Origin of the sequence: Acidipila sp. EB88, assembly GCF_003858395.1 — a bacterium.
GTDB lineage: Bacteria > Acidobacteriota > Terriglobia > Terriglobales > Acidobacteriaceae > EB88.
On sequence record NZ_QWEV01000005.1, the window covers coordinates 2,342,697 to 2,359,221 of the forward strand.

The 16,525-nt window shown below is 64.7% G+C and carries 11 protein-coding genes; 7 read left to right on the forward strand and 4 right to left on the reverse strand.

Features of this window, described 5'->3' with window-relative positions:
• The first annotated feature begins 331 nt into the window (after positions 1–331).
• The 6 genes from D1Y84_RS10320 to dnaJ all read left to right on the forward strand — a co-directional run bounded on the left by D1Y84_RS10320 (position 332) and on the right by dnaJ (position 6,952).
• Positions 332–1,654 carry a hypothetical protein gene (locus D1Y84_RS10320; protein WP_124848425.1) on the forward strand — a complete coding sequence of 441 codons (1,323 nt, stop codon included), beginning with the start codon at positions 332–334 and terminating at the stop codon, positions 1,652–1,654.
• A 278-nt stretch (positions 1,655–1,932) separates the two neighbouring features.
• Complete coding sequence (locus D1Y84_RS10325) at positions 1,933–2,400, forward strand: DoxX family membrane protein (RefSeq protein WP_124848426.1); 468 nt, start codon at positions 1,933–1,935, stop codon at positions 2,398–2,400.
• 220 nt (positions 2,401–2,620) lie between these two features.
• Positions 2,621–3,484, forward strand: coding sequence for a TIGR03435 family protein (locus D1Y84_RS10330; protein ID WP_124848427.1), 864 nt, complete (start codon positions 2,621–2,623; stop codon positions 3,482–3,484).
• Between the two features lie 403 nt (positions 3,485–3,887).
• Positions 3,888–4,964, forward strand: a complete 1,077-nt coding sequence (gene hrcA, locus D1Y84_RS10335; RefSeq protein ID WP_124848428.1) for a heat-inducible transcriptional repressor HrcA — start codon at positions 3,888–3,890, stop codon at positions 4,962–4,964.
• 234 nt (positions 4,965–5,198) lie between these two features.
• A complete protein-coding gene (locus D1Y84_RS10340; RefSeq protein WP_124848429.1) occupies positions 5,199–5,819 on the forward strand; it encodes a nucleotide exchange factor GrpE in 621 nt (206 codons plus the stop codon).
• 2 nt (positions 5,820–5,821) lie between these two features.
• Positions 5,822–6,952, forward strand: a complete 1,131-nt coding sequence (gene dnaJ / locus D1Y84_RS10345) for a molecular chaperone DnaJ (protein ID WP_124848430.1) — start codon at positions 5,822–5,824, stop codon at positions 6,950–6,952.
• 208 nt (positions 6,953–7,160) lie between these two features.
• Here dnaJ and D1Y84_RS10350 read toward each other — a convergent pair whose 3' ends face one another.
• The 4 genes from D1Y84_RS10350 to D1Y84_RS10365 form a co-directional block, all read right to left on the reverse strand.
• The gene (locus D1Y84_RS10350) at positions 7,161–7,886 is read right to left on the reverse strand and encodes a 16S rRNA (uracil(1498)-N(3))-methyltransferase (RefSeq protein ID WP_124848431.1); all 726 of its coding nucleotides are present in this window, start codon (positions 7,884–7,886) and stop codon (positions 7,161–7,163) included.
• A gap of 292 nt (positions 7,887–8,178) precedes the next feature.
• The gene (locus D1Y84_RS10355) at positions 8,179–9,576 is read right to left on the reverse strand and encodes an L-serine ammonia-lyase (RefSeq protein WP_124848432.1); all 1,398 of its coding nucleotides are present in this window, start codon (positions 9,574–9,576) and stop codon (positions 8,179–8,181) included.
• 75 nt (positions 9,577–9,651) lie between these two features.
• Complete coding sequence (locus D1Y84_RS10360; protein WP_124848433.1) at positions 9,652–10,833, reverse strand: sulfatase-like hydrolase/transferase; 1,182 nt, start codon at positions 10,831–10,833, stop codon at positions 9,652–9,654.
• 77 nt (positions 10,834–10,910) lie between these two features.
• The gene (locus tag D1Y84_RS10365; RefSeq protein ID WP_124848434.1) at positions 10,911–14,120 is read right to left on the reverse strand and encodes a hypothetical protein; all 3,210 of its coding nucleotides are present in this window, start codon (positions 14,118–14,120) and stop codon (positions 10,911–10,913) included.
• 356 nt (positions 14,121–14,476) lie between these two features.
• Here D1Y84_RS10365 and D1Y84_RS10370 point away from each other — a divergent pair, with 356 nt between their 5' ends.
• The gene (locus D1Y84_RS10370; protein WP_158615422.1) at positions 14,477–16,348 is read left to right on the forward strand and encodes a M61 family metallopeptidase; all 1,872 of its coding nucleotides are present in this window, start codon (positions 14,477–14,479) and stop codon (positions 16,346–16,348) included.
• Positions 16,349–16,525: the final 177 nt, after the last annotated feature.

The following is a 16,525-nucleotide window of genomic DNA, read 5'->3' on the forward strand; positions in this document are numbered from 1 at the left end:
GTGCGTCCGATTTGCTCTCAGGACGGAGCAAAGCCGGGGCGACTCCAGGAATCTGCTCGATGGGGTCGAACAGGGCGTACCCATGGATATTCACCTGCCAGCCCCTTGCTGCACAATAGCAAGCATGGTGCAACCAGCGGCGCTGCCGGAGCCACGAGGCGAAAAGTCTCTGCAATCCCGCTCAGATTCCTCGGAGCTCTCGCCGGCCGCGTCCGGGCTATGCTCCACGTTCACGCCGCGCGCCCCACACGCGTCCGCTCGCCGCCGCCGCGTCTCGCGGCTCCTCTGCGCCGCATTAGCGGGCCTTGCCCTCTGCCTCGCCGGCAATCCGGTGCAGGCGGCCCAGCCGCCCGCACCGGAGAAGACGCCCGCCAAGGTCTCGGAGAAACCCGCCCCCTCCAGCGTCCACCCCTCCGTCCGCATCCCCGTCGAGCCGCTCGGTTTCGTCCCCCCGGGCAAGCTCTTCATGCCCTATCGCATCCCCTCCGCCACCCTCGACTACCTCGACGCCGACCACCTGCTCTTCACCTTCCACAGCGCCAAACTCATGCGCCGCGAGCCCGACGAGCCGCTCGAAGACCAGGACCAGACCGTGCACGCACTCGTGCTCTCCCTGCCCACCGGCAAGGTTACCGCCGAGGGCACCTGGCGCCTCCACGACCGCGAGCGCTACCTCTGGGTGCTGGGCAATGGCCACTTCCTCATGCGTCAGCGCGACACCCTCTACATCGGCGACAGCTCGCTCGTGCTCTCCACCTACCTGCACCCCGAAGGCAAGCTCGCTTCCGTGCAGCTCTCGCCCGATAACTCCACCCTGATCGTCCAGTACGCCAACGAGGTCAAGGACGACGAGCAGAACGCCCTCGGCGATACGCCGCCCCACAGCAGGCCTACTCTCGGTCCCGGTCCGACACTGGGTCCCTCCCCTAGTGCTTCTTCCAGCGCCGGCACCGGCAGCACCGGCAACCCCGACCCCAACGATGCCGAAACTCGCTTTCCGCAGCGACGCAAGGAGTACACCCTGCTCAGCATCGACGTGGCCCGTCACTCTGCCACGCGCCTCGGCGTGGTGCATCGCCCGCTCGCGTTCACGCTCGTACAGGACGGCTACCTCGGCGTCGCGCAGGGCAATGGCAAGCTGTGGGACGTCAAGTTTGCCCGCTTCGGCCAGGAGCCCGAACACCTCAACAGCGTCACCAGCACCTGTCAGCCGCTGCTGCTTTCGGTCAGCCCCGGCGTGTTCCTTGCGCAAAGCTGCCTGCCCTATTCCTCCGACCACCTGGTGCAGGCCTTTGATCTCCACGGCCACAAGCTCTGGGAGCAGGTCTGGCAGTCGCGCTTCGTCTGGGGCACCTTTGCCTACAGCGATGCCGGCAACCGCTTCGCCTACGGCTCCATCGAGGTCAACCACGATCTCGCCACCCTGGACCCCGTAGAAGATGGCTCCATCCTCGGCGAACCGGTGGGCGTCTTCTCCATCGCCTCCGGCAAGCTCGACACCGTGCTCGACGCTACGCCGATCCTCACTGCCGGCGAAAACTTCTCGCTGTCCCCCGACGGCAACACCCTTGCCATCCTCCGCGAGGGCGCCATCGAGCTCTACCCGCTCCCCAGCGCCGCCCCGCCACCCGCCGTCACCGCATCCTCCAAGTAGCCGGAGAGAGCGCCGCCGCCGCAAGCCCATGCAGGCCGCCCGCCGGCAACGAAGCAGGGCAGGGAAGCAGGGCAGGGAACAGCGCTCGGCACGATCGCCACCGCGCGGCACAGCCCATCCGGCCAGCACCACGCGCCCAAGTACCACACGCCCAAGCCCCGCACCCACGCTCGCGCGCTTCCCCAACGCTTTGTCTCTAGGCGCCAATCACTCCGCGACAGAACCAGCCCGCACACGCCCGCACTCCGCCGGCATCTCACCCGCAGGAGAGCCCAGCGATGTTCCCACCCTTCCGCTCCATCCCACCCGTACTCACGCTCGCCGCGGTCACCGCCGCGTTCTTTCTCACGCGCCGCTTTCGCCCACTCTCCCCGCGTATCGGCCTCGTCGTGCGCTGCATCGCCGCAGCTCCGCTCGTCGCCTCCGGCATCGTGCACCTGGCGCGCCCCTCGGTGTTCACCAGCCTCCTGCCGCCGCCCTTGCCGCAGCAACCCTGGCTCATTGTGGTCACCGGCCTGCCCGAGCTCCTCGGTGCCGCCGGCCTGTTCCTCCCCTCCACCCGCCGCGCCGCCGCCCTGTCGCTCGCCGTTTTCATGATCGCGATCTTCCCCGCCAACGTGTACGTCGCCGGCAAAACCGTCGGAGGCCTCACCATGCCCGAGGTCCCGCTGCGCACCTCCATGCAGGCCGCCTACATCGTGCTCCTGCTCGTCGCCGGCTGGGGCCTGCCCGCCAAGCGCACCTGACGCAGTTGCAGTTGCCTGCAATTAAGAGAACGGAGCAACCTGCCCGACAGCATGCTCAACGCGGGACGTCCTTCCAGTAAGCCTTTTTGCTGCGCCTCTTTGTAACAGACGCACGCAATACTGACGTCCTAAGCGCTTCCTTGATCACGGGGACCGTCGGTGCAGCGTCGTATGAAGTACGCTCAGGATCCAGATCCGTGAGGAGGCACTAGAGCCGTCTATGTACACTCCATCGAAAGTGATTCGCAGCTTGGCTCTAATCTCGAGTTTGATGTTGATGTGGGTCTCTCTTCCCACAGGACGCGCTCAGCAGTCGGAAGCGATCAACCCTGCCACTTACGCCAAGTTTGAGGTTGCATCTGTCAAGCCGGGCAGACCCGGAGGTTATCGCTCATTTCGTATCGAGCCCGGCACTTTCTCAATGACGGGAGTCACGGTGAAAGACCTACTGGCCTATGCGTATGGCGTAAGGCCTGATCAAGTACAGGGTGGACCTTCTTGGGTGACCACAAATCTCTACGACATCATGGCCAGGGAAAGCCGAGAAAGCGTTGCACATATACATCTTCTTACTCCCCCTAAGAGGGTTCAGGAACTCCATGAAATGGCACGCTCGCTATTGGCGGATCGATTCGGTGTTGCAGTCAAGAGCGAGTGGAGAGTGCTTCCGGTCTATAGCCTGTTGATAGCACAGGGTGGGCCCAGGTTGGCACCGAGCGATCCTCTGACCGCTGCTGATGGAGGAACCGTCAGAGTCGAGCCCAACATGATCGATCTCAAAGGGCAGACCTTGGGCGTGTTGGCGACAGAACTCGCAGAACGATTCGGTCGTGAAGTGCAGGACAATACGCATTTGAACGGCAAGTACGACATCCACTTGCAATGGTCTGTTGATGAAGCTCCCGGGAGTGCCGTCGAACAACCAGGCGGTAGAAGCGATGCACAAGATGGCCAGAGTAGCGGCAGCTCTTCCTTGTCTATCTGGTCTGCCCTGAAGGAGGAATTAGGATTGCGCCTTGAAAAAACCAGGGCTCCTGTAAATGACATTTTCATCGTTGATGCCAGGCTTCCCAATGCCGACTAGCACGCGACAGCACCCCTCTCGCAAAAGAGCCCTCCGCCTTCACCACCTTGGAGCGCAGCAAGCAAGGGACGAGAGCCCGACCCCCGGCCACCTTGCCAGCAGGCCAGGCTCCGACAGCGCCCCCCAAAGCCACTACCTAAGCTGACCAGCCTAGGCACATTGCAGCCAGAACACCGCCGCCTACAACTTCCATTACGCCACCCGTCGCCACCCAGCCAACCACGCGAACCATGACCAACGCCATATTTCATGCCCCGAAACACCCCTGCACCCTTGACCCCACGCCGGCATCCATAGACAATCAGGAACCGCACTCGCCCGCGCCCCCACCTTTCCGGCCCGGAGCACGCCACCCGGCCGCAAAGATACACCGCAAAGCGAGCGGTTCCGAGTCGCCCAACCTATGCTCAGCACCTTGCGTATCAGCCCGCGGGAACGTCTCGTCCTCCTGGCCATCATCGAGGCCTACATCGTCACCGGCGAGCCGGTTGCCTCGCAGGCTCTCGCCCGCCTCTGGGTCGACCGCGACGGCATGAGCGCCGCGACCATCCGCAACGTCATGGCTTCGCTCGGCGACGCCGGCCTGCTCGATCAGGCGCACTCCTCCGCCGGCCGCATCCCCACGCCGCTCGCCTTTCGCTTCTACGTCGAGCAGCTCGGCTCCCAGCCCGGCGCCGCGCCCCGCGGCCTTTCCTCCGCGCACCGCGCCGAGATCGAGGACTCCTTTTCCGGCGTTTCCTCCGCCCACCAGTTCCTGGAACGCACCTCGCAGGTGCTCGCCTCCATCTCCAGCGGCCTCGGCATCGCCCTGCTCGCCGCCTCCGAGTCGCACGCGCTCGAGCACATCCACTTCTCGCGCCTCGGCGGCGGCCGCGTCCTCGCCGTGCTCGTCACCACCGCCGGTGTCGTGCTCAACCGCGTCCTGCATCTGCCCCGCGAGATGGAGATGGCCGAGCTCGATGCCGCTGCCCGCTACCTCAATCACAACTTCCGCGATTGGTCCGTCGATCGCATCCGGGCCGAACTCGACGCACGCCTCACCGCCGAGCAAAGCGAGTACGACCGCCTGCTCCGCTCCGTCGAAGAGCTCTGCTCTGGCGGCGCCCTGCAGCACACCGGCGACAGCACCCTGTTCATCGGCGGCGTCGCCAACCTGCTTTCCAGCGAAATGGACCGCTCCATGCTCCGGCAAATGCTCTCCGCGCTTGAAGAAAAGCAGCGCCTCGCCACTCTCCTGCGCGCCTACGTCGATGCCCGCCAGCAGACCGTGCAGGTCGTGGTCGGCCTCGAAGCCGACATGCCCGACCTGCCCGAACTCTCCAACTTCGTCCTCATCGGCGCGCCCACCCGCCTCGGCAGCGACCACTCCGGCACCCTCGCGGTGATCGCTCCTACCCGCGTGGAGTACGGCAAAACCATCGATGCCGTGGCCTTTATCGCGCAACTCTCCGACCGCATCCTGCAGCTTCCGCAGCCCTAGGCGTCGCCGCAACCACCATCCCGGCCGCCTCGCGCGCCCCAGAATAGATCCCAGAGCGAGTCCCAAACTGATCCCAAAGTGTTCCAGGCACCACCCGGGTTCCACCTCGCAAGCAGCCCCGTACCACCAGCTATGGGAAAATAAGGCATGCGCCCCACTCTGCAGAGCCGCCTCCGCGAACAAATCGACCGGCTTCGCGGCAACGTGGGCCCAGCTGAATCTGAGGAATCATTCATGAGCCAGACCCGCCCCGACACCTCTGAAGAACTGCTCGAAACCATCCAGAACACCGATCCTGTCTCCGACCCCGCCGACGACCTCACCACAGGCATCGAGGGCCACGAGCACACGGCCGGCACCGCCGCGCATCCCGCCACTACGCTCGACGCCTCGGACGAAGAAGTCGAGCGCCTCCGTGCCGAGCGCGATGCCCTGGTGGACCGACTCGCCCGCCTGCAGGCCGAGTTCGAAAACGCCCGTCGCCGCGCCGACAAGGAGCGCTCCGAGTTCCGCGAGTACGCCACCGGCAACGCCGTGGAGCAGTTTCTGCCCGTGCTCGACAACTTCCAGCTCGCCCTCAAGTCCAACGGCACCGCGGAGCAGCTTCGCTCCGGCGTCGAACTCATCGCCAAGCAGATGGAAGAAGCCTTCCGCACCCTCAACGTTCTTCCGGTCGCCACCGCCGGCGTCGCTTTCGATCCACGCGTGCACGAAGCCCTTGGTTCGGTCGAAAGCACCGAGCTGCCCGATGGCCAGGTCTATGAAGAAGTACGACGCGGTTACCGCATCAAGGAGCGTTTGCTGCGGCCCGCTCTTGTCCGCATCGTAAGCAACCCGCAGCAGACGCAGGCATAACGATCGCTACTGTGACCAAACTCGACTACTACGAAGTACTCACCGTCTCTCGGACTGCCAGCGATGCTGAGCTGAAGACCGCTTATCGCCGGCTTGCCATGCAGTACCACCCCGACCGCAACCAGGGCGATCCGTCCGCCGAAGAAAAGTTCAAGGAGTGCTCCGAGGCCTACCAGGTCCTGAGCGACCCCGACAAGCGCGCTGCCTACGATCGCTACGGTCACGCAGGCGTCGGCGCCGCAGGCCCTGGCGGCGGCAGCCCCTTCACCAACGCGCAGGACATCGGCGACATCTTCGGCGACATCTTCGGCGAAATGTTTGGCCAGCAGGGCGGACGCGGTGGACGTGGCTCACGCCAGCAGCGCGGCCGCGATCTCCGCTATGACCAGACCATCGACTTCACCGAGGCCATCTTCGGCAAGGAGATCGAAGTCTCCGTCAAGCGCATGGAGCCATGCGAAGAGTGCGTCGGCACCGGCACCAAGTCCAGCAAGGGCCCCACTACCTGCCGCCAGTGCGGCGGCCGTGGACAGGTGCGCTTCCAGCAGGGCTTCTTCTCCGTCGCGCGCACCTGCACCCACTGCGGCGGCACCGGCCAGGTCATCTCCGACCCATGCCCCAACTGTCACGGTGACGGCCGCGCCGAGAAGCTGCACACCGTGCGCGTCTCCATCCCCGCCGGCGTTGAAGAAGGCACACGCATCCGCTACCAGGGCGGTGGCGATGCCGGTCGCTTCGGCGGCCCCGCGGGCGACCTCTACATCGTGCTCACCGTCAAGCCGCACTCCTTCTTCGAGCGCGACGGCAACGACGTGCACTGCATCGTGCCCATCTCCTTCACGCAGGCCGCACTCGGCGACGAGATCACCATCCCCACGCTTGAAGGCGACACGCGCATGAAGGTTCCCGAAGGCACGCAGAGCGGCAAGGAGTTCCGCATGCGTGGCAAGGGCGTTCCCTATCTCAACGAGCACGGCCGTGGCGATCTCATCGTGGAAGTCGCGGTGCAAACACCCAAGAAGCTCACCCGCGAACAACGCGAACTACTCCGCCAGTTTGGCGAAGGTGTCGCCATCGAGAACGCCCCCACCTCGCGCTCACTCTTTACCAAGCTCAAGGAAATCCTCTCCTAAGCCGCCGAGACGAAGCCCCCACCAACAACTCCACAAACAACAACGGTGCAGCTCTCACGAGCCGCACCGTTGTTGTCTATGCTCGCCTTCTGTACTCAATCATTCTCTGCTCCCGTCAGCCGCAGGCCAGTATTACGCGCCCCGAAAGTAAAGCGCAAAACGCCACGAAGTGGCCGCCTCTCGCGCAGGGGGTCTTGGCCTGAAGCACTTACAACAACGCAGAAGCCACCACCGCCGTCGCTGCAATCGCCGCGGTCTCGGCGCGCAAAATCCGCGGACCAAGACTCACCGGCTGCCACGCGTGCTTCGCAAACAGCAACTCCTCATCCGCGGTCCATCCACCCTCTGGCCCGACGGCCATCACCACGCCCGCCTCTGTGTTCCCGGATGTAAGCGCGAGCAGCGCATCGCTCAGCATCATGGTGCGCTCGCTCTCTGCAAGCAGCAGCCTTGTGCCCGTCCACGTGCGCGCAAGCGCTGCCTTCAACGACTCCGGCTCGTGCACTTCCGGCAGGTCCGCGCGCCGCGACTGCTTCGCGGCTTCATGCGCAATCCTGCGCCATCGTTCCACGCGCGCGGCCGCTGCCTGCGCCAGGTGTTTCTCCGTGCGCCGTGCAACCACCGGCACTATGCGTTGCACACCCAGCTCCGTCGCTTTCTCAATCGCCCACTCCAGCCGGTCAAACTTGAACACCGCAAGCAGCAGCGTAAGTGGAAGCGCCGCATCCCCCGCAAGCTCCTGCTCCAGCACAAATGCCGCGCGCTCTTCGCTCACTGTGTCCAACACCGCCGACCACACGCGGCCGTCCGCCACCACGTCGCAACGCATGCCCGGCTCCGCACGCAGCACCTTGGCAAGGTGCCGCGCCTGCGCGCCCACAAGCTCTGCTCTGCCTTCACTCCATTGGTCCGCTATCCATCGTCGACGCGCCATACTTCGTATTCTCGCAGCAACACGCCACACGCAGCTCACTCCGCATCGCGCCACAAACACAAAAGGGAAACGCGCTTGGCGTCTCCCCTCGGTGTTGCCTGTTGCGGACTGCTCTTGGTGGCTGCCTCTGGTTGTATTCTCCCTGGTGCGTCTGCTCCCGCAACTTCACGCTGCAGTTAACGCAAGATATAGAGAGAGCGAAAAACACTGTCAAGCGAAAAGCGAAAAATATTTGCACCGCTGTGAAGAACACGCTCGTTTCTCACCGCGCACCCACGCTGCACATCCTCCATCAACACTCGATGATGTTCAACGCAAGCCCCGCAAGCGACGTCTCCTTGTAGCGCGATTGCATATCGAGTCCCGTCAGATACATCGTGCGAATCACCTGGTCCAGCGATACCTTGTGCCCGTCCGCTTCGTGCATCGAGATGCGGCACGCCTGCACCGCCTTTACCGCGCCCATCGCATTGCGCTCGATACACGGAATCTGCACCAGCCCGCCAATCGGATCGCACGTCATGCCAAGGTTGTGCTCCATGCCTATCTCCGCGGCATGCTCCACCTGGTTGTTGGTTCCGCCCAGCGCCGCAACCAATCCACCTGCCGCCATCGAACACGCCACGCCTACTTCGCCCTGGCACCCAACCTCCGCGCCGCTGATCGAAGCATTCTCCTTGTACAGCACGCCGATCGCCGCGGCCGTCAACAGGTAGCGCACAATGCCGTCTTCGCCCGCGTCTTCAATGAAGTCGAGATAGTAGCGACCCACCGCGGGCACCACGCCCGCCGCGCCATTTGTCGGCGCTGTCACCACGCGACCGCCCGCCGCATTCTCCTCGTTCACCGCCATCGCATACACCGTCACCCAGTCCAGCGGGGCCAGCGGGTCTGCCTTCAATCCCTGCTCCACGCGCTCGCGCAAACGTGTCTGCAGCCGCGCCGCCCTGCGCCGCACGTTCAATCCTCCAGGCAAAATTCCTTCAATCGCCATGCCCCGATCCATGCACGCGCGCATCGTCGCCCACACGTGCAGCACACCCGCACGCACCTCCTCCGCCGGGCGCAGCGAGCACTCGTTCGCAAACATCAGTTCTGCAATCGTGAGACCCTCTGTCTCCGCCATCGCCAGCAGTTCCTCCGCGCTCGCAAACGGAAAGGGAAGTGTCGCTGTGGTCATCATCGGCGTCGCGTTGAGGTCTTCTCCATCGTGCACGATGAACCCGCCGCCAATCGAAAAGTACGTTGCCGCCAGCAGCACCGCGCCCGCATCATCCTCGGCAACAAACCGCATGCCGTTCGGGTGTTGTGACGTCGCGTTCGGCGGCAGCATCGTGTCCATAAAGAAGCGCAGGTCCGTCGCCATCACAAACGGCACAGCGCATTTGCCCAGCAGTCGCAGCGTCCCGCTCCCGGCAATCTCGGCAAGCTTTGTGTCCACGCCGTCCGGGTCGGTCGTTGCGGCTTCTTCGCCCAGCAGCCCAAGCAGCACCGCGCGATCCGTACCATGGCCCTTGCCTGTCAGTGCCAGCGAGCCATACAACTCCGCGGCAATGCGGCGCACACGCGGCAGCATGCCTGCATGCTCAAGCTCAAGCGCAAACGTACGCGCGGCACGCATCGGTCCCATCGTGTGCGAACTCGAAGGACCGATGCCAGGTTTGAACAGGTCAAAGAAGCTTGTTTTCACTTCCTCGATTCTAGTCTTGCCCAGGCGATTGCTGGCGTTTTTGATGGCGCGCTCACGAGAGCTCGCTTCTCATTCCTAGTGCACGTCCGCGTGCACCACCGCATCGCTCGTAACAGGCGGCAGCGGCAGCCCCGCTTTTGGCTCTGCCGCGTTCCAGTCCCTGCCCAGCAGCTTTGCCATCGTCGCCGCCACCTGGCTCTGTGTCACCGGCGCCACGTGCGTTGCCACGCCCACGCGCGCAACCCCCGCACCCATCATCGCGATAAACATCTCCTTTGACTCAGGCAGCTTCTGCCCATGCGACCGCCAGCCATCGCCCTCCGCGCCGCGCCCATGGTCCGTCGTAAAAATCAGCGTGGTGTTGTTGCGATACTGGGGCATCGCCTGCAGCGCGTTCCACAAGCGTTCGAGATACTGGTCCACGCGATGTGCCGACAGGAGATACTCTCCGTAATTGCCGCCATGCGCCCAGTCGTCCGTCTCGCCCAGCGACACAAACAGCACGCGCGGATGCTTCTGCTTCACATACTGCAGCGCTGTCTCAATCACCGGCGCGTCAAAGGGTTCGTCATCCCAGATGCGCGGCGAGTCGCGCTTCCAGTCGTTGACGAGCGAAAGCTCGGGCGTCATCGGCTCCATTGCAAGCGCATCCCATCCCGCGTTCACCGGGAACCCGCAGCGCTCCTTGTTCACGATCCCGTTGATCACCGCCCACGCTCCGAACGCTGCCGCCTGGTGCTCCAGCCCCGGCTGCTGGTTCAGCCACTCCAGCACCGTCACATTCGGGTTGGGCTTGTTGTCATTCGAATCGATGCGCGGATCCCCATGGCCCGTCAATGTCTCCGAGTAACCCGGGTACGAGAAGTTGAAACCGTTCGTTACTGCCGCTTCCGATCCCGCATCGCGGTCGCCCCACAACACGCCTCCGGGCACCAGCGTGCCCCACACAAACGGCATCAACTGCCTGCGCCTTGCCTCGGGCGTCGGCGCCAGGAACTCCCGCTGCAATGCATCCACGTTGCGGCCATCGTAGTAGCGCGATGGCGTGAGTAGCGCACTGTCCGCGCCTCGCACCAGCTCCTGCCAGCGCAGCCCATCCGTCATCACCAGCACCACGTTGCGCGCCGGTGCATGCGCTGCACCTTGAGCGTGCGCTGCAGCCTGGGCCTGCGCTGTGCCCGTGGTTATCACCACCGCCCAGCAAGCCGCACCCACTACCCATGACCACACCCGCGCCCACCCTGTACTCTTCATCATCCCGCGCTCCTCATCGCTGCTGCCGATGAGCCTACCGCGAAACCACCCGCACGCCGATGAATGTTCAGGCGCCGCGCTCAGGGCAAACGGAACGCCAGCGTCAACGTGTAGCTGTGCCCGTCAGGATTTGTAACCGTGACGCTGTGCACGCCTGCCGCCAGCGCCGGCAACGCGGCCGTAAGGCTGAGCGAGCTCGCTACCCTGCAGGCGATCGGCTCCAGGTCGATCGCGAGTGTCGCCCCCGCCTGGAACCCGCTGCCCGCGATCGCCAGCTGCGCGCCTGTCACTACGGCCCGGTTCACCGTCAGTGGATCCGACGCAAACGTGAACGTCGAAATCCCGGCAGCTGTGCCCACAAACATCCGCTGCCCCGCCGGGTCCACCGCCAGCAGTCGCTGCGTGTAGGAGCCTGTCACCCCACCGCCCGGTACCTCCACGGTGCGCGCCAGGATGCCGTGCGCCGTGTCATACACGCGCACATGGTCGGCCGCGGCTCGATACAGCAGCGAGCCCGACGCATTGAACTGCATGCCCCCGAAGAAGCTCTCGGTGAACACGCCGCTCGCGATCGGCGCCGGTGCCGAGAGCATCGTCTGCCACTCCGCCTGGCTGTTCAGCATCACCGCATCGATCGCCGCCACCGACCCATCGGACGAGAGCGCCACGTCGCCTATCGTGCCCGTGGTCAGGTCCGGAGTCGCGTACGTCCCGGTGGCCACCTGCAGCAGCTGGTTGGCGAACAGCACCCACGCGCCATCCGCGCTCGCCGTCAGTGAAAAATCCTCGCCCCCCGGGTTAAATCCCGGGGCCGCGGGATAACTCAAACGGCCATTCGCACCCATGTCGAAGGTGCCCACCCTGGCTTCGCTGAAAGGCCCCGCAGGACCCTGCAGGTACCCAGCTTCTGTCTTGAACATCGCGAGGTTGCTGGCCGTTGCTACCACCTCATTCGGCGGACCCAGCGGTGCGGCCACGCCAAGCGATCCCGGCCCGCTGGTCGGGACGACGTACTGCTGCAACGTGGCAAAGCTCCCCGCATCCAGCACCGAGACCTTGCGGTCGCCCAGTGTTGTCAGCAGCAGCCGCGCGCCATCCGGCGTCAGTGCCAGCGCCTGTGGCCCGGGCCCCGTCGCGATACTCTGCTGCAATCCCGCCGAGCCCGGCCCATACACCAGCAGCTGGTTGTGCGCCGCATCCGTCACCAGCACCCTTTGCCGCGCGGCATCAAAGATCATCTGCCCCGGCTGCGCGCCGGCAGGCAGCGCAACATCGTCGCGCTGCGCGTACGTGTAGGCACCCTTCAGCGCCAGCGATCCGGTGGCCGAGCTGACCACCACGTCTGCCGCGCCCAGCACGCCGGGCGGCACCACCACCGTCACCTCCGCCGTATCGTAAGGGGCCGCCAAGCCATACTGATCCGTCACGGTGACATTTGTGGCCTGCGCCCCGCCGACCGATACCGTCGGCCTGCTCCCGAAGCCACGCCCATACAGCCGTAGCGTCGCGCCGCCGGTTGTCGGCCCCGCATCTCCATCCACAACATCCACTGCCGGCGCATAACAGTAAGCCACGGGCGCAATTATCACCGCGCCCGTGGCGAAGACTGCCTCGACGTCATGGCATCCACCGGAAAGCGTTGGTGCCGCGAGGCTGATCGTGTTCACCGACGTGGTCATCGCGCCCGGCACAGCCACGGCGCTCGCGCCTTCTAGGAACGAGATCGCTGGCGATGCCGTGAAGCCTGCACCGTTCAGCGTCGTGCTCAACCCATCCTCGGGCGTGTCCGGCACCATCGCTCCGTTTCCGGTCGGTCCCACGCGCACTGCCGGCAACTGTGTTGAGCCGGCAGGCGCCGGCTGCGTTGTGCCCGTGTTGACAAGGAACAAGCCCAGCGGGGTCGTCAGCATCAGCCGCTGCATCGCGTCCGCACCCGCGAACGCAACGTCGCCGAAGTCCTGCGCAAGCGAAAACGGCACGATGTTCACCGCCTGCAGCGTGGCATCCAGCACGCTCACAAAATTCTGTTCAGAAGCGGTGGCATAAAAGTGCGAGAAGTCCGGCGACGCATACGCCGCCACATCCATCAGGCCATTCTGCGAAGCCACCACGCTGAAGTTGCCGTCCAGGATCTCCAGCAGGCAGCAACTGTTCTTGATCAGCACGCGGCTTCCATCCTGGTTCACCGCCAGCACATTGGGCTCTGAACCATACGCCACCTCCTGCGTCGTAAATGCTCCACTGCTCACATCGAAGCGGCCGTAGTAGCCATTACTGTCCGCACCCGCGACATACGCATGTTCCCGGTCGCCGGAAGGCACCACCACCCGCGCAGAGTACGCAAGAGAACTCAGCCCCGCCGGCTGCACAAAGCCTGTTCCCGGGATCCACCGCACCACGCTCGAGGCCGTGCTCTCCGCGTCCTGCGCAACAAAAAGAATGGACCCATCCGCCAGCGCCGCCGGCAGCATTGGGCTCAGGTTTGCATACGGCACAACGCTGGGCGCGAGATATTCCCGCCCCGTCACGCAAAGGTTCGCCGTCGACACCACGTAGAAGGAATGCGTGCGCGTCCCCACCACCACCGAGGCGCCATCCGCGCTGAGACTCAGTCCCATTGGCTGCGGCAGCGGGAGCCGCGCCACCACTGTCATCGTCTCCGGCGACAACACGTCGATCCCATTGCGCGGAAAGTCCGTTGCCAGGATCTGGTTGTGCAGCGCATCGAAGACCACGGTCGGGTTTGCCGGGCTCCCCGTCGCCACAAAGCCCGAGGCGCTGTTCGCCGGCTGCTTCTGGGGAAGTGGAGCAGCACAGGCATTGGCCACCGTGGGCGGCGGCGTCGTCCCGGGCGGTGGCGTCGACACGGGCGGCGGCATGGGCGCAGAACCGCTCGCCGTGATCAACAGCTTTGTGGTCACCACGTGGCTCAGGCTCCCCGACGTCGCCGTAAATTGCACCGTCACCTGGCCGGCCGCCGTCCCCGCCGGCACTGCAAACTGCAGCGCATTCGCAGCCGCGTTGCCCGCGATCACAACGCTGCACGCGGCCGGCGCGCAGGTGATGCCATCGGGCGCCGCGCCTGTCACCGTCACAGCACCAGTGAACCCGTTCACGCGCGTAAGCACAAAGCTCTCCGCCGGCGCAGCCGTCCCGGCAACCACGGTCGACGCCGTCGGTGTCACCGCGATCGCAAAGTCCGGCGCACTGTTGTCGACACGCGGAATGCGCACCACGCCACAGCCCGCCAGCAACAGCAGCAGCGATACGAGCCACAGTCGCCGAATCACGGCCAGTGAATCCCTCAGCACAGCAACACGCACAGCAACAGATACAGGCATACGCTCTCAGCGAGATCTTTCAGTAAAGTCCATGCAGGGCACGGAGGCATCGGCGCCGTGATTGGACCTGGTTCGATCCACCACCGTCAGCCCGGCGCCACGTCTCGTGTGTGGCAGTGTATCGCCGCGGCGGCGTGTTTGTACGCGGTGTCCTGTATTCGTACTGCGCGCGCGCAACTCCAAAGTGCACCTTGGCACGCTCGCCGTTGCGCAACGCCCAGCCATCTATGCAAGCGGCCCTGCGCACTCAAACCACGCAACATCTCTTTTCGAATCGCGCCCACACCACTTATCATCACCACACCGTGACCGACCGCTTCGGAACCTTTCCCGCCCCGCGCCTGGCGCTTCTCGCCGCCGCACTGTTCGTGGCCGCTTCCGCCACCGCACAGTCACAGTCCTCCACCGAGTACCGCTTCTCCTTTCCCGATGCCGTGCACCACGTCATGCAGGTCGAAGCCACCTTCCACAACGTGCCCATCAAACCGCTGACGCTCACCGTGAGCCGCGCCTCGCCTGGTCGCTACGCCGCCTTTGAGTTCGCCTCCAACATCTTTGAAGAGCACTTCACCGACGGCAGCGGCCATCCCCTCGCAGCCACAAAGACCGATCCGCGCAACTGGTCCGTGCCCAATCCCGATGGCACCGTGCACGTCTCCTACAAGCTCTTCGGCGACCGTGTCGATGGCACCTTCTTCGCCGTCGACACCACCCACGCCCATCTCAATTTTCCCGCGGTCCTTATGTACGCCCCCGCTCTCGACGACGACCCAACCCGCCTCACCTTCGCGCTGCCGCAGGGCTCCGACTGGAAGATCGCCACACAGCTCTATCCCTCTGCCGACGCCCACACCTTCACCGCGCCTAACCTGCAATACCTCATGGACTCGCCCGTCGAGCTCAGCAACTTCCGCATGCGCACCTTTACCGTGCCCCCGCTCGTGCCCTCCGGCAAAACCGAAACCATCCGTGTCGTGGCACACTCCCAGGCTTCTGACTCCGAGTTCGACGCCTACTTCGCCAGCGTGCAGAAACTCGTGCGCGAAGAGCAGGCCATCTTTGGCGAGCTCCCCGCCTACGAGCCCGGCTACTACACCTTTCTTGCCGACGCGCTGCCTTGGGATTCGGGCGACGGGATGGAGCATCGCAACAGCACCGTCATGACCGGCCACCAGCTCTCCCTCTCCACCGTTGCGCATGAGTACTTCCACAACTGGAACGTCGAACGCATCCGTCCCGAAGGCCTAGAACCCTTCTCCTTCCGCGACACCAACATGTCCGGAGAAATGTTTCTCGCCGAGGGCTTTACGCAGTACTACGGCAACCTCGCCCTGCTGCGCAGCGGCATCACCTCTGCTAACGATTTAGGTGCCTTCGCCGACGACCTCACCTATGTCCTCGGCACGCCCGGCAGTTCGTACCGCTCCGCCATGGACATGAGCCGCCTCGCCCCGCTGGTCGACGGCAGCTCCGATGACTTTCCCAAGTACTGGACCAACGACTTCGTCTCCTACTACTCCTACGGCGATGTCACCGCGCTCGGCCTCGACCTCACCCTGCGCGCCCGCTCCAACTCCGCCATCACGCTCGATGACTTTATGCGCGCCATGTGGCACGCCTACGGCAAGCCCGGTGGTCCTGCGCCCGGCCTCGTCGGCCACCCTTACACCATCGCCGACGTTGAGACACAACTCGCCACCGTCAGCCACGATCCCGCCTTTGCTGCCGACTTCGTCCGCCGCTACATGGCCGGCACCGAAAAGGTCGACTACGCGCCCCTTCTGCTGCGCGCAGGCTTTGTGCTGCGCAAACAAGACGGGCCGCCCACCCTCGGGCGCATGCGCCTCAAGGCAGCCGACCACGCCCTGCTCGTCGCCGACTCCACCCTCATCGGCACCCCGGCCTACAACGCAGGCATCGATCGCGACGACGAACTGCTCGCCCTCGCCAACACCCCGCTGGCCACACCGGAAGACCTCCAGAAAGCCCTCGGCGCGCACAAGGCCGGCGACTCCGTCGCGATCCACCTCCGGCGCCGCGGCCAGGACGTGCACACCACTGCCATCCTTGCTGACCCAACCGACCTCGAGTTTGTCCCGGTCGAACGCACCGGTACCCCACTCACCCCGCAACAGCAACAGTTCCGCGAAGCGTGGCTGGGCAGCAAGGCAAAGTAACAAGCAACCCATCCGCAAAGCAGCGCGCACAGTTCAGTGCGCGCCTGTTTTCCTGATAAGCAATCGCCGCAGTTGCATGCAGCCTTATCTCTATCTATCCAGATCCCCACAAGCCGACCAACGGGAGGCCCACCCGACGGCCCCACCCGTCACGAAGTGACCGCCTCCCGCGCAGGG

Bases quoted from the DNA above. Each gene is read 5' to 3' on its own strand.
- D1Y84_RS10325 (WP_124848426.1), top strand. From the start codon at position 1,933: ATGTTCCCACCCTTCCGCTCCATCCCACCCGTACTCACGCTCGCCGCG.
- D1Y84_RS10330 (WP_124848427.1), top strand. From the start codon at position 2,621: ATGTACACTCCATCGAAAGTGATTCGCAGCTTGGCTCTAATCTCGAGT.
- hrcA (WP_124848428.1), top strand. From the start codon at position 3,888: ATGCTCAGCACCTTGCGTATCAGCCCGCGGGAACGTCTCGTCCTCCTG.
- D1Y84_RS10340 (WP_124848429.1), top strand. From the start codon at position 5,199: ATGAGCCAGACCCGCCCCGACACCTCTGAAGAACTGCTCGAAACCATC.
- D1Y84_RS10350 (WP_124848431.1), bottom strand. From the start codon at position 7,886: ATGGCGCGTCGACGATGGATAGCGGACCAATGGAGTGAAGGCAGAGCA.
- D1Y84_RS10360 (WP_124848433.1), bottom strand. From the start codon at position 10,833: ATGATGAAGAGTACAGGGTGGGCGCGGGTGTGGTCATGGGTAGTGGGT.